This is a genomic window from Cellulomonas fulva, assembly GCF_018531375.1.
Taxonomy (GTDB): Bacteria; Actinomycetota; Actinomycetes; order Actinomycetales; family Cellulomonadaceae; genus Cellulomonas; species Cellulomonas fulva.
On record NZ_JAHBOH010000001.1, the window covers coordinates 1,536,993 to 1,561,914 of the forward strand.

At 73.8% G+C, this 24,922-nt stretch carries 23 protein-coding genes and 2 riboswitches; of the genes, 16 read left to right on the forward strand and 7 right to left on the reverse strand.

Translation table 11 applies throughout. The annotated features are described in order from the left end of the window. Positions 1 to 41 precede the first annotated feature (41 nt). From KIN34_RS06870 to KIN34_RS06880, 3 genes are all read left to right on the forward strand, one after another. Positions 42 to 317 (forward strand): hypothetical protein, encoded by a 276-nt coding sequence (locus KIN34_RS06870; RefSeq protein ID WP_214348461.1) that lies wholly within the window; start codon positions 42 to 44, stop codon positions 315 to 317. 270 nt (positions 318 to 587) lie between these two features. Next, complete coding sequence (locus tag KIN34_RS06875; protein WP_214348463.1) at positions 588 to 1,016, forward strand: DUF3151 domain-containing protein; 429 nt, start codon at positions 588 to 590, stop codon at positions 1,014 to 1,016. Between the two features lie 157 nt (positions 1,017 to 1,173). Then, positions 1,174 to 2,460 carry an adenylosuccinate synthase gene (locus KIN34_RS06880; protein ID WP_214348465.1) on the forward strand — a complete coding sequence of 429 codons (1,287 nt, stop codon included), beginning with the start codon at positions 1,174 to 1,176 and terminating at the stop codon, positions 2,458 to 2,460. Between the two features lie 93 nt (positions 2,461 to 2,553). Here the strand turns inward: KIN34_RS06880 and KIN34_RS06885 are convergent, their stop codons facing one another. Beyond that, entirely contained in the window at positions 2,554 to 3,903 is a 1,350-nt protein-coding gene (locus tag KIN34_RS06885) for an MFS transporter (RefSeq protein ID WP_214348467.1), read from the reverse strand. An 89-nt stretch (positions 3,904 to 3,992) separates the two neighbouring features. Here KIN34_RS06885 and KIN34_RS06890 point away from each other — a divergent pair, with 89 nt between their 5' ends. The 4 genes from KIN34_RS06890 to KIN34_RS06905 all read left to right on the forward strand — a co-directional run bounded on the left by KIN34_RS06890 (position 3,993) and on the right by KIN34_RS06905 (position 10,457). Next, positions 3,993 to 4,589: a winged helix-turn-helix domain-containing protein gene (locus KIN34_RS06890; RefSeq protein WP_214348469.1), complete on the forward strand. Its 597-nt coding sequence runs from the start codon at positions 3,993 to 3,995 to the stop codon at positions 4,587 to 4,589. 50 nt (positions 4,590 to 4,639) lie between these two features. Further along, positions 4,640 to 5,902 carry a phosphoribosylamine--glycine ligase gene (gene purD, locus KIN34_RS06895; protein ID WP_214348471.1) on the forward strand — a complete coding sequence of 421 codons (1,263 nt, stop codon included), beginning with the start codon at positions 4,640 to 4,642 and terminating at the stop codon, positions 5,900 to 5,902. A 450-nt stretch (positions 5,903 to 6,352) separates the two neighbouring features. After that, complete coding sequence (locus KIN34_RS06900; RefSeq protein ID WP_307858125.1) at positions 6,353 to 9,406, forward strand: right-handed parallel beta-helix repeat-containing protein; 3,054 nt, start codon at positions 6,353 to 6,355, stop codon at positions 9,404 to 9,406. 115 nt (positions 9,407 to 9,521) lie between these two features. Further along, complete coding sequence (locus KIN34_RS06905) at positions 9,522 to 10,457, forward strand: phosphoribosylaminoimidazolesuccinocarboxamide synthase (RefSeq protein ID WP_214348477.1); 936 nt, start codon at positions 9,522 to 9,524, stop codon at positions 10,455 to 10,457. 47 nt (positions 10,458 to 10,504) lie between these two features. Here KIN34_RS06905 and KIN34_RS06910 read toward each other — a convergent pair whose 3' ends face one another. From KIN34_RS06910 to KIN34_RS06920, 3 genes are all read right to left on the reverse strand, one after another. Then, positions 10,505 to 12,175, reverse strand: a complete 1,671-nt coding sequence (locus tag KIN34_RS06910) for a GH39 family glycosyl hydrolase (RefSeq protein ID WP_214348480.1) — start codon at positions 12,173 to 12,175, stop codon at positions 10,505 to 10,507. Between the two features lie 70 nt (positions 12,176 to 12,245). Then, on the reverse strand, positions 12,246 to 13,277 hold the full coding sequence (locus tag KIN34_RS06915; protein ID WP_214348483.1) for an alpha/beta hydrolase fold domain-containing protein: 1,032 nt from the start codon (positions 13,275 to 13,277) through the stop codon (positions 12,246 to 12,248). A 67-nt stretch (positions 13,278 to 13,344) separates the two neighbouring features. Beyond that, positions 13,345 to 14,916, reverse strand: coding sequence for an alpha-N-arabinofuranosidase (locus tag KIN34_RS06920; protein WP_372449553.1), 1,572 nt, complete (start codon positions 14,914 to 14,916; stop codon positions 13,345 to 13,347). Between the two features lie 388 nt (positions 14,917 to 15,304). Here KIN34_RS06920 and purS point away from each other — a divergent pair, with 388 nt between their 5' ends. The 7 genes from purS to KIN34_RS06955 all read left to right on the forward strand — a co-directional run bounded on the left by purS (position 15,305) and on the right by KIN34_RS06955 (position 20,310). After that, a complete protein-coding gene (gene purS, locus KIN34_RS06925; protein ID WP_214348486.1) occupies positions 15,305 to 15,577 on the forward strand; it encodes a phosphoribosylformylglycinamidine synthase subunit PurS in 273 nt (90 codons plus the stop codon). Further along, complete coding sequence (purQ, locus tag KIN34_RS06930; RefSeq protein ID WP_214348489.1) at positions 15,574 to 16,269, forward strand: phosphoribosylformylglycinamidine synthase subunit PurQ; 696 nt, start codon at positions 15,574 to 15,576, stop codon at positions 16,267 to 16,269. The genes purS and purQ overlap by 4 nt, the downstream gene beginning before the upstream one ends. Positions 16,270 to 16,277: 8 nt before the next feature. Next, the gene (locus KIN34_RS06935) at positions 16,278 to 17,303 is read left to right on the forward strand and encodes a GNAT family N-acetyltransferase (RefSeq protein WP_214348492.1); all 1,026 of its coding nucleotides are present in this window, start codon (positions 16,278 to 16,280) and stop codon (positions 17,301 to 17,303) included. A 60-nt stretch (positions 17,304 to 17,363) separates the two neighbouring features. After that, complete coding sequence (locus KIN34_RS06940) at positions 17,364 to 18,296, forward strand: diacylglycerol/lipid kinase family protein (RefSeq protein WP_214348495.1); 933 nt, start codon at positions 17,364 to 17,366, stop codon at positions 18,294 to 18,296. After that, positions 18,293 to 19,015: a DUF72 domain-containing protein gene (locus KIN34_RS06945; RefSeq protein WP_214348497.1), complete on the forward strand. Its 723-nt coding sequence runs from the start codon at positions 18,293 to 18,295 to the stop codon at positions 19,013 to 19,015. Before KIN34_RS06940 ends, KIN34_RS06945 begins: the two co-directional genes overlap by 4 nt. 110 nt (positions 19,016 to 19,125) lie before the next feature. Next, the gene (locus tag KIN34_RS06950) at positions 19,126 to 19,617 is read left to right on the forward strand and encodes a pyridoxamine 5'-phosphate oxidase family protein (protein WP_214348500.1); all 492 of its coding nucleotides are present in this window, start codon (positions 19,126 to 19,128) and stop codon (positions 19,615 to 19,617) included. A 183-nt stretch (positions 19,618 to 19,800) separates the two neighbouring features. After that, a complete protein-coding gene (locus KIN34_RS06955; protein WP_214348503.1) occupies positions 19,801 to 20,310 on the forward strand; it encodes a hypothetical protein in 510 nt (169 codons plus the stop codon). 67 nt (positions 20,311 to 20,377) lie between these two features. Here the strand turns inward: KIN34_RS06955 and KIN34_RS06960 are convergent, their stop codons facing one another. Continuing rightward, a complete protein-coding gene (locus KIN34_RS06960; protein WP_214348506.1) occupies positions 20,378 to 21,634 on the reverse strand; it encodes an O-succinylhomoserine sulfhydrylase in 1,257 nt (418 codons plus the stop codon). Next, entirely contained in the window at positions 21,631 to 22,044 is a 414-nt protein-coding gene (locus KIN34_RS06965; protein ID WP_214348509.1) for a rhodanese-like domain-containing protein, read from the reverse strand. Before KIN34_RS06965 ends, KIN34_RS06960 begins: the two co-directional genes overlap by 4 nt. 5 nt (positions 22,045 to 22,049) lie before the next feature. After that, a riboswitch (SAM riboswitch) is annotated at positions 22,050 to 22,147 on the reverse strand. Between the two features lie 120 nt (positions 22,148 to 22,267). Then, positions 22,268 to 22,380: riboswitch (SAM riboswitch) on the forward strand. Positions 22,381 to 22,419: 39 nt separating this feature from the next. Between KIN34_RS06965 and KIN34_RS06970 the strand changes: the two genes are divergently transcribed. After that, complete coding sequence (locus KIN34_RS06970) at positions 22,420 to 23,838, forward strand: aminotransferase class V-fold PLP-dependent enzyme (RefSeq protein WP_214348511.1); 1,419 nt, start codon at positions 22,420 to 22,422, stop codon at positions 23,836 to 23,838. A gap of 9 nt (positions 23,839 to 23,847) precedes the next feature. Here the strand turns inward: KIN34_RS06970 and KIN34_RS06975 are convergent, their stop codons facing one another. Beyond that, entirely contained in the window at positions 23,848 to 24,309 is a 462-nt protein-coding gene (locus tag KIN34_RS06975; protein WP_214348514.1) for a DUF2867 domain-containing protein, read from the reverse strand. A gap of 70 nt (positions 24,310 to 24,379) precedes the next feature. Here KIN34_RS06975 and KIN34_RS06980 point away from each other — a divergent pair, with 70 nt between their 5' ends. Next, a complete protein-coding gene (locus KIN34_RS06980; protein ID WP_214348517.1) occupies positions 24,380 to 24,919 on the forward strand; it encodes a TetR/AcrR family transcriptional regulator in 540 nt (179 codons plus the stop codon). The last annotated feature ends 3 nt before the right edge of the window (positions 24,920 to 24,922 follow it).

Here is a 24,922-nt window from a genome sequence, read left to right on the forward strand (position 1 = left end):
CTCGGTGCCGGTGACCTGCGGGCCTGGGTGATGCTGTTCCCGTGAGCGAGGAGATCCGGACCGTGAGTCGAGATCGTGCGTGGGGGGCCATGGGTCTCGTCGGTCTTGCTGCAGTGGGTGGGCTCGCCTTGGCTGGCTGCACCCAGGGCGAGTCGGCGTGCGAGTCGCCGACGATCACCCTGTCGTCAGCGAGCGTGCCGGCGGGCGGGACGGTCACGGTCACGGTCGAGGGTGCCTACAGCGCGTGCCACGACCAGGGAGAGGGCGCTGCGCCGCCGATCGACTCGGTCGACCTGGTGCTGCGCTCCGGGGGGTGAGACCTTCGAGCTCGGCTCAGCCCCGGCCGACTCGGACGGAGACGCCTCCCTGGAGGCGGTGCTTCCGGCCGACGTCTCGGCTGGTGCTGCCACCGTCGTCGCCACGAACGTGCCCGACGCCGACGAGGCACAGGTCACGGTGACCGAGTAGGGCCCATCCTTGCGTACCCACGCCGGAGCGGCGCCGAGACGCCTGACGCTCTCGCGCGTCGTGCTGGTCCCGGGGCGTCCGTGGCCCCGCGACCGGGCCGACGAGGCAGACTGGTCCGCATGAGCCACGAGAACCTGCTCGGTGGGCCGGCGCCCACGCTGCTGCCCGCCGAGGGCCCCGATGCCGACGCGCGCTCCGTCCTGGCGGACGGCTCGTCGTACCGTGACGCCGTGCGCGTGGCGCCCAGCGCCTCGCTGGTCTGGGCGCTGCTCGCCGAGGAGGCGCTGCGGGACACCGGTGACCCGGTGGCCGCGTACGCCTACGCGCGCACCGGGTACCACCGCGGCCTCGACGCGCTGCGGCGCGCGGGCTGGCGCGGGCAGGGCCCCGTCCCGGCGGACCACGCCCCGAACCAGGGGTTCCTGCGCTCGCTGCTGGCGCTCGCGGAGGCCGCCGAGGCGATCGGCGAGCAGGACGAGGCCCAGCGCTGCGAGCAGTTCCTGGCGGACTCGGGGACGTCCCCGGAGGAGGTCTCGGCGCTCCGCTGAGCGCGGACGGGACATGACCGTTCCTTGACCCTCGGGTACCCTCTCGGAGGTACCGGGCCTCTGCCGCCCCGTGCCCGTCCGGCCGACGCCCCCTGGGCTTCCCTCGGCCGCGGCGCGTCCTCCGGCAGACGTGGCACAGCCTAGGAGTGGTGATCAGATGCCCGCCGTCGTGGTGCTCGGCGTCCAGTGGGGCGACGAGGGCAAGGGCAAGGCGACCGACCAGCTCGGATCGCGCATCGACTACGTCGTGAAGTTCAACGGCGGCAACAACGCCGGCCACACGGTCGTCGTCGGCGGCGAGAAGTACGCGCTGCACCTGCTGCCGTCGGGCATCCTGTCGCCCGGCGTCGTCCCCGTCATCGGCAACGGCGTCGTGATCGACATCGAGGTCCTCTTCTCGGAGATCGACGCGCTCGAGGCCCGCGGGGTGGACACCTCGCGCCTGCTCGTCTCCTCCGCGGCGCACGTCATCGCGCCGTACAACCGCACCGTGGACAAGGTGACGGAGCGCTTCCTCGGCAAGCGCCGGATCGGCACCACGGGCCGCGGCATCGGCCCCACGTACGCGGACAAGATCAACCGCGTCGGCGTGCGCATCCAGGACCTGTTCGACGAGGGGATCCTGCGGCAGAAGGTCGAGGGCGCGCTCGACCAGAAGAACCACCTGCTGGTGAAGGTCTACAACCGCCGCGCGATCACGGTCGACGAGACGGTCGAGGACCTCCTGCAGTACGCCGAGCGGCTGCGCCCGTACGTCGCGGACACGCCCCTCGAGCTCAACCGCGCGCTCGACGCGGGCAAGACGCTGGTGTTCGAGGCGGGTCAGGCCACGATGCTGGACATCGACCACGGCACCTACCCGTTCGTCACCTCGTCGTCGGCCACCGCCGGCGGCGCGTGCACCGGCTCGGGCGTGGGGCCCACGCGGATCGACCGCGTCGTGGGCGTCGCCAAGGCGTACACCACGCGCGTCGGCGAGGGCCCGTTCCCCACCGAGCTGCTGGACGCGGACGGCGAGTGGCTGCGCCAGACCGGCGGCGAGTTCGGCACCACCACGGGGCGTCCTCGTCGGACCGGCTGGTACGACTCGGTGGTCTCCCGGTACGCCGCGCGCGTCAACGGGCTCACGGACATCGTGCTCACCAAGCTGGACGTCCTGACGGGCCGCGAGCAGATCCCGGTGTGCGTGGCCTACGAGGTCGGTGGCCGCCGGTTCGACGAGATGCCCGACGACCAGAGCGACTTCCACCACGCGACGCCCGTGTACGAGTACCTGCCCGGCTGGAGCGAGGACATCTCGGGCGCGCGGGAGTGGGACGACCTGCCGGTCAACGCGCAGCGCTACCTCGACCACCTCGAGCAGGTGTCCGGGACGCGCATCAGCGCGATCGGCGTCGGCCCGGGGCGCGAGGCGACGATCATCAAGCACGACCTCCTCGACTGACGTCCGTCGGCCCGGTGCCGACGTGTGAGGTCGCGCCTGTGCGTGAGGTCGCGCGTTGCTCGGCGCGACCTCACGGCACGGCATGACCCGCCGTCAGGCGTTCGCGGCCTCGGCGGCGACGACCGTGCCGCGGTTCACCGTCAGGACCGGGTAGAGCGCCGCGAGCAGCGAGACCACGGCGGCGCCGACGAGCACGGCGCCGACCCCGGCCTGCTCGGCCACGAGACCGCCGAGCAGGGCACCGACCGGCATCAGGCCGTACCCGATGGTCCGCCCGGCGCCCGCGGTGCGTCCGAGCAGCGCCCGCGGGACCACGCGCTGGCGCAGCGACATCGAGATCGTGTTGCCGATCGTGTTCGTGGCGCCGACCAGGAACAGCACGACGACGAGCGCCGGCAGGTTCGGCGCCAGGACCGGCGCCAGGAAGAGCGGCCCGACGACGAGCCAGCACACGTACATCACGCGCAGCTCCGGGAGCCGGCGGACCAGGCGCTCGGTCAGCAGCGAGCCGGTCACCGCGCCGACGGCGATCACCGCGGCGAGCAGCGGGTAGACGGTCGGGGCGACCTCCATGCGCGACCCGGGGCCGACGACCCACAGCACGAACACGGCCGTGTACGCGGTGCTCGCCATGTTCATCACGCCGCCGCCGAGAACGAACGGGCGCAGCACCGGGTGGTGGAACACGTACCGGACGCCCTCGCGCACGTCGGCGGAGGCGCGCGTGGGCTCGGTCCGCTCCGCGCGGTAGCGCCCCGGGATGCCGCGCAGGAGCACCAGCACCGCAGCGACGGCGAGCGCGGCGGGCACGCCGAGCACCCAGCCGGTGCCGAGCGCCAGGAGCCCGCCCGCGAGCGGGCTGCCGACGAAGGTGTTGAGCACCTGCTGCGTCGCGAGCACGCGACCGTTGGCCGCCTGGAGCCGGCTGCGCGGCACCAGGTCCGGCACCAGCGACGTCTGCGCCAGGTCCGCGAACACCTCGGTCACGCCGTAGACCAGCACGAGCACGACGAGCACGGGCATCGACAGCCGGTCCGTCAGGGCGAGCGCGGCGCCGACGCCCAGCAGCACCGCGCGGCCGGCCAGCGCGATCGCCTGGGCCCGGCGGCGGTCGGTGCGGTCGATCACGACGCCGCCGAGGATGCCCAGCAGCAGCCAGGGCAGCCACGTCGCCGCCGCGAGGAGGGAGATCTGCCCGGGGGAGCGGGTCAGCGTGAGCGCGACCAGCGGTGCGCCCATCTGGACGATGCCGTCGCCGAGGTTCGCCAGGCCGGTGACCGTGAGCAGCGCGCCGAAGCGCCGGCCGAGCGGCTCGACGGGGGCGGGCGCGTCGGCGGGCACGGGCGTGGCGGCGCCGGTGGCGTCCGCCGTGCCGGCAGTGCCCGCCGCGGTCGAGGGTGCGCCAGCGGCGGTGCTGCGCGGCGCGTGCGTGCTGGTCGTCATGGCCTACCCCGTTACGATCGTCGAAGGATGCAGAGAACTCGATGCAAAGAGATCTCTGCAAAGGAAGCGATGCAAAGGTATCTCTGCATATGGCCGAGCGCAAGACCCCCGTCGACGGGCTGCACCACCCCCTGGGCACCGAGGCGCTCAAGGCGTTCGCGCACCCGCTCCGGATCGCGATGTACCGGTGGCTGTCCGCGCACGGCTCGGGCACCGCGAGCCAGGTCGCGCGCGCCCTGGGGGAGAGCACGGGCCAGACGAGCTACCACCTGCGGCAGCTCGAGCGGCACGGCCTGATCGAGGACGACCCGAACGCTCCGACGGGCGGGCGCGAGCGCTGGTGGCGGCCGATCGGCTTCAGCCTCGACAGCCGGCACCTCGAGGACCCGGCGTCGCGGCTCGCCGCGGAGACGGCGCTGCGCGCCGTGATCGAGGAGCGCGCCGAGACGCTGCAGGCGTGGTTCGCCTCGATCGAGTCCGCGGCGCCGTGGGACGAGTCCGCGCTGCACACCGCGTCCTCGTCGGACCTGACGCTCGACGAGGCCGCGGAGCTCGGCCGCGAGCTCCAGGAGGTGCTCGACCGGCACACGGACGCGGCCAAGGCACGCAAGGACGCGGGCGAGCGGGACGGCCGCCGCCGCGTGCGGGTCTACCTCGACGTGTTCCCGCTGCCGGTCGACGACTGACCCCGCGGACGCCTCGATCCGGCGCCGGGCGGCGCCGGTACGCTCGCCGCGTGAAGATCCTCGTCGTCGGTACCGGAGCCCGTGAGCACGCGATCGTCCGGGCGCTCTCGCTCGACCCGTCCGTCACCGGGCTGCACGCCGCACCGGGGAACCCCGGCATCGGGACGCTCGCGACGCTGCACGCGGTGGACCAGCTCGACGGGCTCGCGGTCGCGGAGCTCGCCCGCGGGCTCGGGGTGGACCTCGTCGTCGTCGGACCCGAGGCCCCGCTCGTCGCGGGCGTCGCGGACGCGGTCCGGGCGATCGGGATCCCCGTGTTCGGGCCGTCCGGCGCCGCGGCGCGGCTCGAGGGCTCGAAGGCCTTCGCCAAGGAGGTCATGCGGGAAGCGGACGTCCCGACGGCCGAGCCCCGGCTGGTCACGAGGGTCGAGGACATCGCCGCGGCGCTCGACGCGTTCGGCGCGCCCTACGTGGTCAAGGAGGACGGCCTGGCCGCCGGCAAGGGCGTCGTCGTCACCGAGGACCGGGCGATCGCGTACGACCACGCGCGCGCCTGCCTGGCCAAGGACGGCGGCGCGGTCGTCGTGGAGGAGTACCTCGACGGGCCCGAGGTCTCGCTGTTCGTGCTGTCCGACGGTACCGACGTGGTGCCCCTGGTCCCCGCGCAGGACTTCAAGCGCCTGCTGGACGGCGACCACGGGCCCAACACCGGCGGCATGGGCGCCTACACGCCGCTGCCGTGGGCGCCGGACGGCCTCGTCGCGGAGGTCCTCGAGACCGTCGCGCGGCCCACGGTGGCGCAGATGGCTCGTCGGGGGACGCCGTTCGTGGGCGTGCTCTACTGCGGCCTGGCGCTGACCTCGCGCGGGCTGCGCGTCGTCGAGTTCAACGCGCGGTTCGGCGACCCGGAGACCCAGGTGGTGCTCGCGCGGCTGCGCACGCCGCTCGCCGGCGTGCTGCTCGCCACCGCCACCGGCGCGCTCGCCGCGCTGCCGCCGCTCGACTGGTCCGACGACGCGGCGGTCACGGTCGTCGTCTCGTCGTCCGGCTACCCGGTCCAGCAGCGGACGGGCGACCCGATCCACGGGCTCGACCGTGCGGAGGGGGTGCCGGACGCGCACGTGCTGCACGCCGGTACGGCGCTCGACGCAGCGGGCCACGTGGTGAGTGCGGGCGGGCGCGTGCTCTCGGTCGTCGGGACCGGTCCGGACCTGACCGCGGCCCGTGCGGCCGCGTACGCCGGTGTCGCCGAGATCGAGCTCGCGGACAGCCACCACCGGACCGACATCGCCGCTTCCGCCGTCGCGCCGTAGCGAGAGCGGCCCCTGCGCCGGCCCGGAGAGCCCGGGCACGCCTGAATCGTTTGGGCGGACTGCTGGTCGCGCCCACCTGTTGTGCCCGGGAATGCGCTTGCCTACGATCGAGAAACCGGTTACCCGAGTGGGGTGACGCGGGTTCGGCACGGCTCGTCGCGACGGAAGGTCCCAACGTGGGGGCGCTGCCGACGAGGCCGCCGGAGGTACGCACGGCGCACGAGGCGCCGTCACGGCCGCCGCCGCCGGCCCGGCACCGCACCCACCCGGTGCGCGCGCGAGCGCGACGTCGGCCGTGCCCCAGCGCACGGACCCGTCGCGCCGACCATGCACGCCCACAGGCGACGGAAGGCCCGTCGCGGCGCGCGCCCTCGCACATCCGTCATGTCGAAGGTGAGGCAAGTGATGAGACGACCAGTCGCAGCACGACTCGTCGCAGTCGGGTCCACGGTGGCGGTCGCAGCCGCCCTCGGGATCACGTCCCTGACCGCCGCCCAGGCCGCGACCGGTGGTGTCACCGGGTACGCCACGCAGAACGGCGGCACGACCGGTGGCGCGGGCGGCGCGGTGGTCACGGCGACCACGGGCACCGCGATCCACCAGGCGCTGTGCAGTCGCGCGAGCGACAGCACGCCGATCACGATCCAGGTCAGCGGCACGATCACGGTGGGCAACACGGCCAAGGTCTCGGGCGACAGCTGCAACACGGCCGCCGGGGTGATCGAGCTCAAGCAGGTCAGCAACGTGACCCTCGTCGGCGTCGGCAGCGGTGCCACGTTCGACCAGATCGGCATCCACATCCGCGAGGCCAAGAACATCGTCATCCAGAACGTCACCGTCAAGAACGTGAAGAAGTCGGGCTCCCCGACGTCGAACGGCGGCGACGCGATCGGCATGGAGAGCAGCGTCAGCAACGTGTGGGTCGACCACGTGACGCTCGAGGCGGCGGGCGGGGAGTCCGAGGGCTTCGACGGGCTGTTCGACATGAAGGCCGGCGTCAAGTACGTCACGCTCTCGTACTCGGTGCTGCGCAACTCGGGCCGCGGCGGCCTCGTCGGCTCGTCGGACAGCGACCTCGGCAACGGGCCGGTGACCTTCCACCACAACAAGTACGAGAACATCGACTCGCGCACGCCGCTGCTGCGCGGGGCGACCGCGCACATCTACAACAACTGGTACCACTCGCTCAACGAGTCGGGCATCAACCCGCGCGCGGGCGGCAAGGCGAAGGTCGAGAACAACTACTTCGAGGACAGCAAGGACGTGCTCGGCACGTTCTACACCGACCTGCCGGGCACCTGGCAGACCAGCGGGAACATCCTCGACAACGTCACGTGGTCCCCGAAGGGCGAGGACATGAACCCGGCGGGACCGGCGTTCGCCTCGACCACCTCGTTCAGCGTGCCGTACTCGTACACCCTGAACTCCGCGAGCTGCGTGCCGGACATCGTGAGCCGTACCGCCGGCGCCAACAAGGGCCTGCAGGTGGCCGACGGCTCGTGCAACCCGGTCACGCCGACGCCCACCCCGACGACGACCACGTCGCCGACGCCGACGCCGACCCCGACCACCACGCCGACGAGCAACCCGACCACGCCGCCCTCGGGCACCAACCTCAGCATCGGGGCCGGCGCCGACGGATCGAGCAAGGCCAGCGGGACCAGCTACGGCAACGTCGTCGACGGCTCGACGAGCACCTACTGGTCGCCGGTCGGCACCACGGGCCGCATCTCGGTGAAGTGGTCGAGCGCGAAGACGATCTCGTCCCTCGTCGTCGTCGAGGCGCCGGGGGCCACCGGGCGGATCGGCACGTGGCGCGTGCTCGACGGCGGCACGGGCGCCGTCCTGGCCACGGGGAGCGGGGCCGGCGCGATCGCCTTCCCGGCCACCTCGCTGACGAAGGTGACGCTGGACATCACCGGTGCGAGCGGGACCCCGCAGGTCGCCGAGCTCCAGACGTACGCGGGCTCGGGCCCGACGCCCACCCCCACGCCCACGTCCAGCCCCGAGCCGACGCCGTCGCCGACCGGCGGGCCGACGCCCGGCGCCGGCACGCTCTACGTGGCGCCCACCGGCAGCGCGAGCGCGGCGGGGACGCTGAGCAGCCCCACGACGCTCGAGTCGGCCATCAGCAGGGTCGCGTCCGGCGGCGAGATCTTCCTGCGGGGCGGCACGTACCGGCTCTCGCAGACCGTCGTGATCCCGCCCGGCAAGGACGGGACGGCCGGGGACCGCACGCTGCTGTCCGCGTACCCGGGCGAGACGCCGGTTCTGGACTTCTCGGCCCAGACGGAGCTCTCGACCAACCGTGGCCTGTCGCTCAACGCGGACTACTGGCACCTGTACGGGATCGTCGTGCAGCGCGCGGGCGACAACGGGATCTCGCTCGGCGGCAGCAACAACGTCGTCGAGCGGGTCGTGACGCGGAACAACCGCGACACGGGCCTGCAGATCTCGCGCATGGCCTCCGACACCCCGAAGGCCGACTGGCCCTCGAACAACCTGGTCGTGAGCAGCGAGTCGCACGACAACGTGGACTCGGACGGCGAGGACGCGGACGGCTTCGCGGCGAAGCTCACCGTCGGCACGGGCAACGTGTTCCGGGACACCGTCTCGCACCACAACATCGACGACGGCTGGGACCTCTACACCAAGACCGACACCGGGGCGATCGGCCCGGTGACGATCGAGCACTCGCTGGCGTTCCAGAACGGCACGCTCAGCGGCGGCGGCCAGGCCGGCGCGGGCGACCGCAACGGGTTCAAGCTCGGCGGCGAGGACATCAAGGTCGACCACGTGGTCAGGAACAGCTACGCGGTCGACAACGGCAAGCACGGGTTCACGTTCAACAGCAACCCTGGCTCGATGACGATCTCGAACAACGTGAGCGTCGGGAACGAGGAGCGGAACTTCAACTTCGACGGCGGGACGTCCGTCTTCAGCGGCAACGTCTCCTGCTCGAGCGGGTCGAACGACCGGATCGTCGGGACCGACCGGGGCAACAACGCGTTCTGGTCCGGCTCGAACAGCTCGGCCTGCTCGGCGTACTCCGGGGCGCTGGCGTGGTCGTTCAACGCCGACGGCACGCTGCGGATCACGTTCGGCGGCAGCAGCCCCGAGCCGACCCCGACCGGCACGCCGACGGCCACGACCTCGCCCACGCCGACGACGCCGAGCGCGACCCCGGCCACCCCGACCCCGACGGGCGGCGGCTGCTCGGCCCGGGTCACCGAGATCAACTCCTGGGGCGGCGGCTACCAGGCCACGGTGACGGTCACCGCCGGCGCCGGGACGATCTCCCGGTGGACCACGTCGCTGGGGCTCGCGAGCACCGGCGGGGTGCAGGGGTGGTCCGGCACGTTCTCGCAGTCCGGGAGCACGCTGACCGTGGCGAACGCCGCGTGGAACGGTGCGCTCGGCGCGGGTGCGAGCACCTCCTACGGCTGGACCGGGTCGGGCTCCGCCCCGACGACCGCCACGCCGGTGAGCTGCACGGCCGGCTGAGCACCGCGCGCGGGGCCCGGGGGTGGCGCCCATCCCCGGGCCCCGTGCGTGCGCCCGGGTGCGCCGGCCGTGGGCAGGGGTGCCCCGGAGCGCCCCGGGCCGTCACACTGGGTCCGTGACTGCTGACGCCACGGATGTCCTGCCCGCCTCGCTCGCCGGCTGGGCGCACACCTACTCCGGCAAGGTCCGGGACCTGTACGTGCCCGACGAGTCCGACGAGGGCCGCGCGGTCCGCGCCGAGCACGGCGACGTCGTGCTCGTCGTCGCGAGCGACCGAGTCTCGGCGTACGACCACGTGCTCTCGCCCGGGATCCCCGACAAGGGCGTGGTCCTGACGCAGCTCAGCCTGTGGTGGTTCGAGCAGCTCGCGGACCTGGTGCCGAGCCACGTGGTCTCCACCGCGGTGCCCGCGGCCGTCGCCGGCCGGGCGATGATCTGCCGGCGGCTCGAGATGTTCCCCGTCGAGTGCGTGGTGCGCGGGTACCTGACGGGCTCCGGGCTCGCGGAGTACCGCGGGTCGGGCGAGGTCACGGGGATCGCGCTGCCCGCCGGGCTCGTCGACGGCTCGCGGCTCCCGGAGCCGATCTTCACGCCCGCGACCAAGGCCGAACTCGGCGACCACGACGAGAACGTGCCGTTCTCGGTGGTCGAGGCGACCGTCGGCGACGAGACCGCGGCGACGCTGCGGGACCTCACGCTCGCGGTCTACGCCCGTGCCGAGGCGATCGCGCGCGAGCGCGGCGTCATCCTCGCGGACACCAAGCTCGAGTTCGGCACCGACCCGGTCACGGGCGCCGTCACGCTGGGCGACGAGGTGCTGACGCCCGACTCGTCGCGGTTCTGGCCCGCCGCGGCGTGGCAGCCGGGCCACCCCCAGCCCAGCTTCGACAAGCAGTTCGTGCGCGACTGGCTGACCTCTGCGGCGTCGGGCTGGGAGCGGGCGTCCGACGCACCGCCGCCCAAGCTGCCGCAGGACGTCGTCCGGCGCACGCGCGAGCGGTACCTCGAGGCGTACGAGCGGCTCACGGGGGTCCCGCCGCTCGTCGTCTGACCTGCGGTTCGACGACGTGCCGGTCCCCGGACGTCACGCCTGCTCCGTCACGGCCTCGGTGTCGAGGACGGTCGTGGGGCCGCGACCGGGGCGACGGACGCGACGGCCCAGGCCGGCAGGTCGATGTCGATCTCGAGGACGCCCGACGGGGCGACCGGCACGGTCCACCGGCGCAAGCCGTCCGCGACGGCCTTCAGCTCGGCGGTCTGGGCGCGGGTGAGGTTGACCGGCTCTCCCATCCGGTGCCATGCCTCCGCAGCGTTGCCGTGCTCCCAGTCGAGCAGCTCGACGCCGAAGACCGTCCCCGGTTCGAGGCCGGTGACGGTGTGGCGCACCCGCCGCGCCGTCCCGATCTCCCGGTACGCGCGCGCCGCGGCGTACGAGTCGTGCTGCTCGACACCGCGGGTGCCCATCTCGGCGGGGTAGTTGAGGAACACCGCCGATACGCGGCCGTCCTCGGAGGAACGCGTGATGACGCCCTGCTCGTCCTGGTGCACGACGCGGTTGCCCAACCGGCTCAGCATCGCGACGGCGTGGAACGTGGGCTTGTGGATGCCCTGCTCGTTGACGAACCCGAAGCCGCCGTGGAACGGGCCGAGACCCGCGCCGCCCTCCTCGAAGAGGTCGGTGAACGTCCAGTAGGAGATCGAGTCGGCCAGCGCAGCGCCCTTGAGGAAGGCGCGCGTGATGTAGGTGGCCGCGAACAGCGTGTCGTGCGTGCGGTCGCGGCTCGACGGCGAGCTCGACCACTCCGTGATGTGCAGCTCGGCGTCGGGGTACGGGCTCGCCGCGATGAGCTCCTGCAGGAGGCGCAGGTCCTGCTCGGTGGCGTCCACGTGGCGGTGGATCGCCGTGAACCCGCCGCCGGTCCCGTCGGCCGCGTAGTCCGTCGGGTAGAGGTGGGTCGAGAGGAAGTCCACGGGGAGGTCCCGCTCGGCGCAGTAGTCGATGAGCTCGCGGACCCAGACCGGCTGCCAGTCGAGCGCGTCCGGGTCGGGCGCCTGGGCCGTGGCGAGCTCGGCCGTGCGGTCGTAGGTGTCGCCGCTGTACCGCGCGTCGGGGACGAACACCGAGGTCGCGGGGCCGCCCACCTTCAGCAGCGGGTCGATCGACGTGATCGCGCGCGCGGTCGCCTCGTACAGCTCGAAGTACTCGGTGCGGGTCCCGGTCCAGAAGTGCGGCACCAGGTTGGGCTCGTTCCAGACCTCGAACCGCCACTGCCGCACCTCGTCGCGGCCGTAGCGCTCGACCCAGTGCTCGACGGTCGCGGTCACGAGGCGGACCCACTCCGCCATGTCGGTGGGCGGGCTGCAGTGCGCCTTCCACCAGAACAGCGTCTCGGTCTGGGTGGCCAGCTCCCGGGGCATGAACCCCAGCTCGACGAACGGGCGTGCGCCCGCGTCGAGGATCGCGTCGAACACCATGTCGACGTAGCTGAAGGTGATCTGCGGCTGGGGCAGCACCTCCGGCGGGGCGAAGCCGCCGCCATAGGTGGCGCGGTACACGAACATGTCGTCGTGGAACAGCCCGTGGAAGCGCACGGAGCGGACCCCCAGCACGTCCACGGCCTCGCGGAAGTGGGCCTGCCAGTCCGCGCGCAGGGCCTCGTTGGCCCGGCCCGCACCCACGCACCGGTTCCACACGTGGTTCAGCGGCGCGTCCGACGGTGGCGCCCCGTCCACGCGGAGCTCGTCGAGCGCGTGCGCGTCGTGGGGCATGGAGGTCTCCTCTGGTCCACGGTGCCTCCTCCGGTCCCTCCCGGCCGGGCACCTCACGATGGTCGACGGGTCAGGTCCGGGGGGTCGACGGCTGCCGATCCGCTGTCGCAGGGGCGCCGAGCCGCTGGGCGAGACCGTCCAGGGTGTCCCACGCGGGCCCGAACCCCGTCGAGTCGAGGTGGCCGTGCGGCACGCCCGCCCGGGTGACCTCGACCACGTCGACGCCGGCGGCACGCAGCCGCTTGCTGAAGAGCTCGCCGCTCGCCCGGAACGCGTCGAGCTCGGCGTTCTCCACGTAGGTCGGCGGGAACCCCTCGAGACGGGCGGCGAGGCCGGGGAACGCCTCGTCGTCGGACCGTCCCGGCTCGCGGCCGAGCACCGTGCGGTTCGTGGCCTCGACCATCCACTGCGGGAACTGCAGCGCGCGCGGGGCAGCTGCGACCGCCTCCGCGAGCTCGGCCCCGAGCGGCGGCACCTCGGGGTGCAGCATCGGGTACACCAGCAAGGCCTGCCAGGGCGCCTCGCCGTCCTCGACGGCTCGCAGGGTCACCGCGGCCGCGAGGAAGGCGCCCGCGCTCGCGCCGCCGATCGCGACCCGAGCCGCGTCGACCCCGAAGCGTGCCGGCTCCTGGCGCACGGCGTCGAGCACGGCCATGCAGTCGTCCTGCGGGACGGGGAACCGGACCGGCTCGCCGCGCTCGTCGACGCGGTCGCCAACCGTGCCGCCGAGCTCGGGCATCACCGGGCACAGGCGGTAGTCGACCGAGACGACGACGGCGTTCGCGCGGCCGGCGATGCCACGGGCGACCTCGTGCGCCTCCGCCATGTCGAGGTCGCCCCACGCGAAGGCGCCGCCGTGCATCCAGACCAGGCACGGTCGGCCGGCGTCGGGCACCGCGCCGACCGGCGCGTAGACGCGCGTCGGTACCGGGCCGTGGCGACCGGGGACCACCTGGTCGACCACGGTCAGGTTCCAGTCCTCGGGCGGCCCGAACGGCGCCTTCCACCGCGCGGCGACCGCCTCGGGGATCTCCCCGGGCTCCGCGTAGTCCTCGACGAGGTGCCGGCGCGCCTCGAGCTCCGGCACCAGTCGCGCCGTCATGGCGCTGTGCCGTCGACGTCGTCGAGGACCGGGTCGGCGAGGGGGAGCGCCCGGCTGCCGTGGTCCGTCACCGGAGGCCGAGACGGACGGTGACGTACGCGTGGGCGGGGAGGTCGATCTCGAGCCCGCGTGGGTGGGGCCGCACGCCGTCGTGCGCGGTCGGGGCGACGGCGTCGAGCCGACCGGGAGTGTTGTGGGCGTCCAGGGCGGGCGCGGTCAGCACCCGCGCCTCGTGCCCGACGACGTCGCGGCCCCGCAGGTCGAGCACGACCGTGCGGTCGCTGTCCGCGTCGAGGTTCGACAACGAGACCAGGGCGGTGTCCCCCTTGACCGACGCGGACGCCGAGACCAGCGGCAGCTCCGTCCCGTCGACGGTCCGGGTCTCCACGCCGCGCAGGTGCACGGCGAGCGCGGCGGCGTCGTGGTGCCCGGTGTTCATCGCGAACACGTGGTAGGTCGGGGTGAGCACCAGCGCGCCGGTGTCGGGGTCGGTCAGGATCATCGCCTGCAGCACGTTGACCGTCTGCGCGATGTTCGCCATCACGACCCGCTCGGCGTGCCGGTGGAACGCATCGAGGTGCACGGACGCGACCAGCGCGTCGCGCAGCGTGTTCTGCTGGTACAGGAACCCCGGGTTCGTGCCCTTCTCGACGTTCCACCAGGTGCCCCACTCGTCGACGACCAGGCCGACCTTGCGATGGGGGTCGTACCGGTCCATCACCGTCGAGTGGCGGGTGAGCAGCTCCTCGATGCGGTGAGCCCTGGCCATCGTCGTGTACCACTCGTCCGTGCTGAAGCCGGTGGCGTCACCCTTGTCACCCCACGAGCCGGACATCGTGTAGTAGTGCAGCGACACGGCCTGGAACGGCCGAGCCGGCTCGGCCGGGTCGGCGGCCAGGTCGTCGAACGAACGCATCAAGGTCTCGGTCCAGTGCAGGTCCGACTCGTTCGCGCCCGCAGCGATCCGGTACAGGGCGTTGCCGCCGTGGTTGCGCGAGTAGGTGGCGTACTGCCGAGCCAACGACGCGAACTGCTCCGCGCGCAGGTTCCCCCCGCACCCCCACGCCTCGTTCCCCAACCCCCAGAACGGCACGCGCCACGGCTCGTCGCGCCCGTTCGCCCGCCGCAGCGCCGCCATCGGCGACTCGTCCGCCCGGGTCAGGTACTCGACCCAGTCCGACATCTCCGCCACGCTGCCGGACCCGATGTTGCCCGACACGTACGGGTCCGCGCCGAGCATCTCGCACAGGTCCATGAACTCGTGGGTCCCGAACGCGTTGTCCTCCACGACGTCGCCCCAGTGCGAGTTGACCATCCGAGGCCGCTGGTCGCGCGGGCCGATCCCGTCGCGCCAGTGGTAGTCGTCGGCGAAGCAACCGCCGGGCCAGCGCAGGTTCGGGACCTGCAGGGCCCGCAAGGCCGCCACGACGTCGGACCGGATGCCACGCACGTGGGGGAGCGGTGAGTCCTCTCCCACCCAGAAGCCGCCGTAGACGCACCGGCCCAGATGCTCCGCGAAGTGCCCGTACACGTGCCGGCTGATCGTCGCACCGGGCAGGTCGAGGTCGATGATCGCGGTCGTGGTGGTCGTCGTCCCGGGGCCGGCAGGGTGGCCCGCCGGGGGGACGAGAGGGGGCACAGGGGTGCTCACGGGATGGGTCTCCTTCGACCGGGTAACGACGTTCGTGACGGGGGCCGCTCGCTCGCGTGCGGCTAGCCCCCGCCGCGGGTGGATCCACGCACGACGAGGTGGACGGGCGCCACGACGTGCTCGCGGGACTGGTCCAGCCTGCCATCTGGCGGTGCAGCAGGCCGACCGCCGCCTCGGCCACGTCGTGGTGGGCGTCGACCGACGTGATGCCCGGGGATGAACCGTGACACGTCGAGGTCGTCGAACCCGGCGAGCTGGAAGGCGCGGCGCTGGTCGACGCGCACGCGTCCGCGTGGCGGGCCCGCGTCCGGGCCTCGCGGCGCGGTCGGTAGACTCCGGCCGAACCCCGTCACCCCGCGCAACCAGGAGCAGACCTGTGGGACGAGTCGTCGTCGATGTGATGCCGAAGCCGGAGATCCTCGACCCGCAGGGCAAGGCGGTGGCCTCCGCGCTGGCTCGCCTCGGCTTCGGGCAGTTCGGCTCGGTCCGGCAGGGCAAGCGGTTCGAGCTCGAGGTCGAGGGCGAGGTGACCGGCGAGGTGCTCGCCGCCGCCCGTGAGGCCGGCGAGCAGGTGCTGTCCAACCCGGTGATCGAGGACGTCGTCGCCGTGTACGCGGACGAGGTCCGCGCGGGTGGGACGCAGGCATGAGCCGGATCGGTGTCGTCACGTTCCCGGGCACGCTGGACGACCGGGACGCCGCGCGCGCGGTGCGCCTGGCGGGTGGCGAGCCGGTGTCGCTGTGGCACGCGGACGCCGACCTGCACGGCGTCGACGCCGTGGTGCTGCCCGGCGGCTTCTCCTACGGCGACTACCTGCGCGCAGGCGCGATCAGCCGGTTCGCGCCCGTCATGACCGAGATCGTCGACGCGGCGCACGGCGGCCTGCCGGTGCTCGGCATCTGCAACGGCTTCCAGGTCCTCACCGAGGCGCACCTGCTGCCGGGCTCGATGATCAAGAACGACCACCTGCACTTCGTCTGCCGGGAGCAGGTGCTCTCGGTGGAGAACGTCGACACCGCGTGGACCCGCGACTACGCGCAGGGCGAGCGCATCACGATCCCGCTGAAGAACCAGGACGGCCAGTACGTCGCCGACGAGCGGACGCTCGACGAGCTCGAGGGCGAGGGCCGGGTCGTGTTCCGCTACCTCGACGGCAACCCGAACGGGTCGCGCCGGGGCATCGCGGGCATCAGCAACGCGCGGGGCAACGTCGTGGGCCTCATGCCGCACCCCGAGCACGCGGTCGAGGCCGGTTTCGGTCCCGACGGTGCGCAGGGTCCCCGCAGCGGCACCGACGGCCTGCGGTTCTTCACGTCGGTGCTGACCGCGCTCGTCGGCTGACGGCCCGGGTGAGCCCGCGCAGCGAGACGCCCGCGGTCGTCCTCGTCGGCTGGGACGACGAGGACGCGACGCGCCTGCGCACCGCGCAGCAGGCCGAGCTGCGCGAGCGGTACGGCGACGACGACATCGGTCACGAGATGACCGGCGAGCAGATCGTCGCGATGCTCGTCGTGCGGGAGGACGACGAGCCCGTGGCGTGCGTCGCGCTGCGCGACGCGTCGGAGGACCTGGGCCCGGGCGTCGGCGAGATCAAGCGGCTCTACACGGTCCCCGCCGCGCGCGGTCGCGGGCACTCGCGTCGCGCGGTGGTCGAGCTCGAGCGGGTCGCGCGCGAGCGCGGCGTCCGCCGGCTCGTCCTCGAGACCGGCGTGCTGCAGCCCGAGGCGATCGGGCTCTACCTGGCGCTCGGCCACCGCCCGATCGACAACTACGCCGAGTACGTCGACGAGCCGTCGTCGCGCTGCTTCGCCAAGGACCTGTCCGACGAGGCGGCCGACCGGCCCGCGGCGCGGGGCGGCTCGTCGCGTCCCCCCCGCCGGCCGGTGACGGTCCAGGCCGTGCCGTGGGGCGACCCCGACGGGACCGCGCTGCGCCGGGCGATGTTCGCCTTCAACTCCGGGCACTACCCGGCGCTCTACGCGGACCTCGCGGGCGAGCCCGACGGCGGCTTCGCGTCGGACGACGAGCGGCAGGGCGTGGGCGTGCTCGCCACGTGGGTCGCGCGGATCGACGGCCGGGCCGTGGGGTGCGTGACGCTGCGGGCCGCGCGCGACGGGTACCCGGCGGGCTCGGTCGAGCTCAAGAAGCTCTTCGTCGACGACGCGGCGCGTGGCGCCGGGGCCGCGCGGGCCCTGCTGGCCGCCGCGGAGGACGACGCGCGCAGCCGCGGCCTCGCGAGCGTGGTGCTGTGCACGGGCACCCGGCAGCCCGAGGCGATCACGCTGTACCTCTCGGCCGGCTACCGCCCGGTCCGTCCGTTCACCGACCCCGCCGGCGACTTCTGGACGTTCTGGTTCGCCAAGCCCCTGGCCTGAGGCGCGGGCTCGCATCGCTCTCACCGCGCGTCCCGGACCGGCGACCGCGATACTCACGGCGTGAACACCTCCACGCAGAGCGCCCCGGCCGTCGACCCGACGGCCGGCGGCCCGCGGTCCGCGCTCGTCGTCAACACCAACCGGGTCGAGGACGCGGACGTGCTGCGGACACGGATCGAGGAGCGGGTCGCCGCCGCGGGCTGGCCCGCGCCCGCGTGGTTCGAGACCTCGGCCGAGGACCCCGGCAAGGGTCAGGCGGAGCAGGCGGTCGCCGACGGCGCGGAGGTCGTGATCGTGTGCGGCGGTGACGGGACGGTGCGCTCGGCGATCGAAGGGCTCGTCGGGACCGACGCGGCGCTCGCGATCCTGCCGGGCGGCACGGGCAACCTGCTCGCCGCGAACCTCGGCATCCCGACGGACCTGGACGACGCGCTCGAGGTGGTCCTCACGGGCAGCCGGCGCACGATCGACGTCGGCGAGATCGAGGGGCAGGCCTTCGCGATCATGGCCGGGATGGGCTTCGACGCCCAGGTCATGTCCGCGGCGCCGACCGCGCTCAAGGCGCGCGCGGGCTGGCTCGCCTACGTCGTCGGGGCGTTCAAGCACCTCGCCGAGCGGGAGATGCACGTCCAGATCCGGCTCGACGACGACGAGCCGATCACCCGGCACGCGCGCACCGTGCTCGTCGGGAACGTCGGCAGGCTGCAGGGCGGGCTCGTCCTGATGCCGGACGCCCAGGCGGCGAACGGCTCGCTCGACGTCGCGGTGGTCGCGCCGCGGAACATCGGGCACTGGCTGCAGCTGGTGGTGGGTGTCGCGCTGCGGCGCGAGCGGGTGCCGCGGCGCGAGCTGTTCCGCGCCGAGCGGGTGCGGGTGCGCAGCGACCGCCCGCAGCCGCGCCAGGTCGACGGCGACCTGATCGACGACGGCCGCACCCTCGACGTGCGCGTGCGCCCGGGCTGCCTCAACATCTGCGTGCCCGCCGAGGCGTGATCCGGGTCGGCACCTCCGGGTGGTCCTACGACCACTGGGAGCACGTGCTCTACCCGCCGGGCACGCCGCCGCGCGACCGGCTCGCACGGTACGTGGCCGAGTTCGACACGGTGGAGCTCAACGCAAGCTTCTACCGGTGGCCGCGGGACTCGTCCTTCGCGAGCTGGCGGCGACGCCTGCCCGAGGGCTTCGGCATGGCGGTCAAGGCGCCGCGGGGGCTCACGCACGCGAAGCGGCTGTACGCACCCGAGCCGTGGCTGCCGCGGCTGACCGGCGCCTGGCACGAGCTCGGGCCGCGCCGCGAGGCGCTGCTGGTGCAGCTGCGCCCCGACCAGGAGCGTGACGACGCCCGGCTCGACTGGTTCCTCGGCTCATTGCCGGTGTGGATGCGCGTCGCGGTCGAGCTGCGGCACCCGTCGTGGCAGCACGACGAGGTCTACGGGCTGCTCGAGCGGCACGGCGCGGCATACGTGGTGATGAGCGGCGCGCGCCTGCCGTGCGTCCTGCGGGCCACCGCGCCGTTCGTCTACGTCCGGTTGCACGGGCCCGACCACGACCACCTCTACGGCGGGTCCTACGCGGACGCCGACCTGGCGTGGTGGGCCGACCGCTGCCGCGAGTGGGACGCGCAGGGTCGCGACGTGCTCGTCTACCTCAACAACGACGGCGGCGGGAACGCGGTGCGCAACGCGCGCACGCTGCGGTGGCTGCTGGGGTGACGCGCCCGACCGGGCCGAGCGGATGCGGGGGCCCGACGGTCGACCTACCGTGGCCGTCCGAGGCGCCGACGCCGGCGCCGTGAGGACGTCCGCAGCCAAGGAGCTCCCCGATGTCGAACGCCGTGCACGACGAGCAGGTCGCCAAGGTCGCCGAGATCGTCAAGGACGCGAGGATCGCGATGCTCACGACCGTCGGTGCGCAGGGCGCGCTGGTGTCCCGGCCCATGGGCGTCCAGGACGTCGACTTCGACGGCGACCTCTGGTTCTTCGCCGACGCCGACTCGCACAAGGTCGCCGAGATCGAGCACGGGTCGCCCGCGAACGCGTCCTTCACGACGAGCTCGTCGTGGCTGTCCGTGTCCGGCCCGGCCGAGGTGGTGCGTGACGTCGCCAAGCAGCGCGAGCTGTGGGGCGCGACCGCCGAGGCCTGGTACCCCGACGGCCCCGAGACGCCCGGACTGGTGCTCGTGGTGGTGCACGGCGAGACCGCGGAGTACTGGGACTCGCCGGGCGGGCGCATCGCGACCGTGGTCAGCCTGGTCAAGGCGAAGGTCACGGGCGAGCGGTACGACGGCGGGGAGAACGAGACCGTCCGGCTCTGAGGGTCTGGCGCCGCGACGGTGGGTGGGTGATCTGCGCCACGGGGGGTGGCCAACGGCGCGGTGCGGCGGCTAGCCTCGCCGCATGTCCTCGTGCCGGGTGTGTTGTCGCTAGCCGACGACCCCGCGCGCCCGCGGCCCTGACGGCCCTCGCTGCGCACCCCGCACCACCCTGAGGACCCTCCCGTGGCTCAGCCCGCCTTCCCCGCTGTCCTGGCCCCCGCCTCCGTCGCGATCGCCGGACCTGCCGCCGGCCCGCACGACGTGGCGCTCGACGACACCGCGCTCGACAGCACGACGATCGCCGACGTCGTCGCCCGCGCGGACGTGCTCCGGCTGCGCTTCTCGCCGGCGCTTCCCACGCCTGCCGCGGTGCGCGCGCTCGTCGGGCTCCTCGACGACGAGATCGCGCGCGCCGGGCGCGGGCGCTCCGAGGTCCGCCTCGTGCTGGAGGTCGAGACCGTCGTCGCCCGCGACGAGGCGGACGCCGCGCGCCGTCGGTCCGACCTGGCCTACACCGCGGCGTTCAGCCACACCCCGCGCTCGACCGAGCAGACCTGGCTCGTCGCCCCCGTCGAGGCGCTCGCGGACGCGGCGCGCGCGCTGGCCCGCCGCACGGGCGTGGACAGGGTGGAGCTGGCCCTGACGCCCGCCTCCCGCTCCGCCGAGGTCGCCGCAGCCCTCCGACCTCGCTGACCCGTCATCCCTCCGGCGCCGACGGTGCGGAACCGGAGGGATCGCTGGGTCGGGGCGGTGGGGCCGGTCAGACGCGGAGGGCCGTGAGGGCCTGGTCCAGGTCCTGGGTGAGGTCCTCGGTGTCCTCGAGGCCGACCGAGAACCGGACCGTGGCCTCGCCGATGCCGACCCTGGCGCGGCCCTCGGGGCCGAGCTTGCGGTGCGTGGTGGTCGCCGGGTGGGTGACGATCGACTTCGCGTCGCCCAGGTTGTTCGAGATGTCGACCAGGCGCAGCGCGTCGAGGAACGCGAACGTGGACTTCTTCGCGACCTCGGGCGGGGCGCCCTCGGGCACCCGCAGGTCGAACGTCACCACGGTCCCGCCGCCCGACTGCTGCCGCAGCGCGAGCTCGTGCTGGGGATGCGAGGGCAGGTACGGGTAGCGCACGGAGGCGACCGCCGGGTGCTCCTCGAGCCAGCGCGCGAGCGTGAGCGCCGACGCGGCCTGGTGCCGGACGCGCAGCGACATCGTCTCGAGGCCCTTGAGCAGCACCCACGCGTTGAACGGCGAGAGCGACGGTCCGGTGTTGCGGATCAGCGTCCGCACCGGCCCCTCGAGGAAGTCCGACGAGCCCAGGATCGCCCCGCCCAGCACGCGGCCCTGGCCGTCGATGTGCTTGGTGGCGGAGTACACGAGCACGTCCGCGCCCAGGTCGAGCGGCCGGGACAGCACGGGGGTCGCGAAGACGTTGTCGACGACGACGACCGCACCGGCCGCGTGCGCGAGCCGGCTCACCGCCTCGATGTCGACCAGGTCCTGCATCGGGTTGGACGGCGTCTCGAAGAAGACGACGTCGGCGGGCGTCGCGAGCGCCTGCTCCCACTGCGCGAGGACGTGGCCGTCCACGTAGTCGGTGCGCACCCCCCACTTCGCGAGGATCTCGTCGAAGATGACGACGCTGGACCCGAACAGCGCCCGCGCGGCGACGATCCGCGAGCCCTGGCCGACCAGCGCGGCGAGCGCCGTGAAGACGGCCGACATCCCGGTCGCGGTCGCGGAGCACGCCTGCGCGCCGTCGATCAGCCGCAGGCGCTCCTCGAACGTCGAGACGGTCGGGTTGTTGTAGCGCGAGTACAGGAACCGGTCGACGTCACCCGCGAACGCCGCCTCGGCCTGGCCCGCGGTGTCGTAGGTGAACCCCTGGGTGAGGAACAGGCCCTCGGAGAACTCGCCGAACTGCGAGCGGACGTGCCCGCCGCGGACCGCGAGCGTGTCGGGCCGCAGCGAGTCGACCGCCGCGCGGCCGGCGTCCCACGAGCCGGGGCCCGGGGCCCCCGCGGTCACGCCTGCCGCCAGGGCAGGCCGTCGGCGCGCCAGCCGGAGCGGCCGCGCTGCCCGTCGGGGCCGACGTCGCCCTCGAAGCCCTGCAGCACGTTGTAGGCCGGGCCGTACCCGGCCGCGGTGGCGGCCTGCGCCGCCGCGATCGAGCGCACGCCCGAGCGGCAGAGGAACACCACGGGCCGCCCGTCACCGGTCGTCAGGCCGGTCGCGCCGAGCTCGTCGAGGAAGCCCGGGTTGGGGCCCAGGGGCGTGACCCACTCGATGAACGCCGCGCGCCCGCCGAGCTCGTCGGCGTCGGGCACGCCGATCTGCTGCCACTCGCCCTCCGTGCGCACGTCGACGAGCAGCGCGCGCTCGTCGGACTGCAGTAGGTCCCAGGCCTGCTGGGGGGTGAGGTCACCTGCGTAGGACATCTGCTCCTCCATCGGTCCTGGCGGTAGCACCCTCGGCCAGGCCGGGGCCTGCGGGTTGCTGCGGCGTCGTCGAGCCAGATCTCTCGGCCGCTCTGGATGGTCCGACGAGGGTAACGCCCGCGATCGCGCGGCATCCACCTGGTGAACATGATGTCCCGCTCTGCGAGACGGCGGCCGGTCGGCGTTGACAGCCCGGCGCGGGTGTCGTCACCCTTGCGACCAAGGTCATGAGTGCCAGCGCGAAGCCCCGGCTCGCTGGCCGGCAACCCTCCTCCGCGGTGGGGTGCCCCGGGTGACGACCAGGCCTGCACCGTTCGGTGCGGGCAAGCGCGGGGCCAGGCGGAGCCGGGGTCCCCGGACCCACGGAGGTGCCCCATGACCGCGATCGCTGAGCGCCAGTCGTGTCCCGACGTCCGGACCGGCGCGTCCGGGACGACGTCCGACGAGGTGGCAGCACTGCTCCCGGTCGTCGGCGGCGACACCACGGTGCCGCTGGTGGACGGCTCGCAGGTCGTCTACGCGAACCTCGACTACGCGGCCAGCGCGCCCGCGCTGCGGACCGTCGCGGACCGCGTGACCGAGGTGCTGCCGCTGTACGCGTCGGTGCACCGGGGCGCGGGCTACCTGTCCCAGGTGTCGACCGCGCTGTACGAGGCCGCGCGGCAGACCATCGCGCGGTTCGTCGACGCGCGGGAGGACGACGTCGCGATCGTCACGCGCAACACCACGGACTCGCTCAACCTGCTCGCGGGCGTCGTGCCGGCCGGCGAGCGCGTGCTGGTGCTCGACCTCGAGCACCACGCCAACCTGCTCCCGTGGCTCCAGTCGAGCGACCCGCGCGGGCACCGCACGACGATCCTGCCCGTCGCGGCCACGGTCGCGGCGACGCTCGAGGTGCTGGCCGCCGAGCTGGCCCGCACGCCGTACGCGCTGGTCACCGTCTCGGGCGCGTCCAACGTCACGGGTGAGTCGCTGCCGCTCGACCGCGTGGTCGAGATCGCCCACGCTGCCGGGGCGCGCGTCGCCGTGGACGGCGCGCAGCTGGTCCCGCACCGCGGCTTCTCGCTCGCGCGCAGCGGCGTCGACTACATCGCCTTCTCCGGCCACAAGACGTACGCACCGTTCGGCGCGGGCGCGCTCGTCGGCCGGCGCGACTGGCTCGACACCGGGACGCCGTACCTCGCAGGGGGAGGTGCGGTGCGCGACGTGCGGACCGATCGCACGGTCTGGCAGCCCGCCCCCGCCCGGCACGAGGCCGGCTCGCCCAACGTCGTCGGCGCGATCGCGCTGGCGGAGGCGTGCGACACGCTCGCCGCGCTGCCCGCCGGTGCGCTCGAGGCGCACGAGACCGCGCTGCGCGCGCGGCTGGTCGCGGGGCTCGAGCAGCTCCCGGGCGTCCAGGTCGCGCGGATCTGGCCGGACTCCGACGAGCCGGTGGGCGTCCTGACGTTCACGGTCGCGGGCGAGAACCCGGGCCTCGTGGCCGCCTACCTCGCGGCCGAGCACGGCATCGGCGTGCGCGACGGCCGGTTCTGCGCGCACCCGCTGCTCGCACGCCTCGGGGCGTCCGAGGGCGCGATCCGCGCGTCGGTCGGGGTCGGCACGACGAGCGAGGCGGTCGACCGCCTGGTCGACGCGCTGCGCCAGTACGTCGAGCAGGGCGCGCGCTCGTCGTACGAGGTCGTCGACGGCTGCTGGGCCGTGGTCGACGACACGCGTCCGCTGCTGCCGGTGCACGGGCTGGACCACCTGGCGGGGACCGCCGCGGCCGCCTGCGGCCCGGCCCTCGACTGACGGCCGCGCTCAGTGCGCCGGCGCGAGCCGGCGGGCCGCCCGGCGGAGCATCGAGTCGACGACCGTGGGGTGCACCAGCCGCACGGGCGCGAAGTAGAGGCGTCCGCGGCGGTTGTGCAGGCGCACGCTCGTCGTGACGCGGACCAGGCCCGCGGCCTCGTCGACCGCGATGCCGCACCGGAAGTCGAGGTGCGCGTCGTCCGCACGGATGAGCGCCTCGTTGCCCACCACCGCGTCGACCGCGAAGGTGTCCCGCGGCGCCCGGGGGATGCCGAGCAGCGGGACCAGCAGCTGGCGCAGACCGAGCGCCGCGCGGACCCAGACCGGCATCGAGGCCAGCCCGAAGACGGTCCGGGCCCACGCCTCGGGGTCCGTGGTCGCGCCCGCGGGCAGCGCGGTGAACGTCGACTCGGCGTAGTCGGGCGTGAACTCGCTCAGCGCGACCGACCAGGTCGCCGTGGTGCCGGACATGGGTCCTCCCGTGGACTCCCACTCGCCGTACGGTGCCGTACGGAACGGACCGTACGGTAGCGTACGGACGGTGGTCAAGCCCTCGACGACGAAGCAGGCGTGGGTCGACGCCGCGTACGCGGTGTTCCTGCGGGACGGGCTGCACGCGGTGCGGGTCGAGCCGCTGGCACGCGCGGTGGGAGCGACCAAGGGGTCGTTCTACTGGCACTTCGCGGACCGGCCGGAGCTCGTGCGCGCGGTCGTGGAGCGGTGGGAGGCCGCGCAGACCGACGCGGTGATCGAGCTCGCGGAGACGGGCGGCACGCCGCGCGAGCGGATCGAGGCGCTGTTCGCCGCGGTCGCCCGCATGCGGCGTGACGCCGCCGCCCTGCTCTACGTCGAGGCGGCGGCGGAGGGAGTCGGGGACGCGGTGCGGCGGGTCTCCCAGCGCCGCGTCGACTACCTGGCCGGCCTGCTCGTCGAGCTCGGGCACGCGCCGGAGGAGGCGCGGCGTCGCTCGCTCGTCGCGCTCGCGACCGTCCTGGGGCTGCAGCAGCTCGAGCTCGTCCGGCTCGAGGCGCTCGAGGACCCGGGCCTCGCGCGCACCGCGCTCGCCATGGTCCTGGCCTGAGGC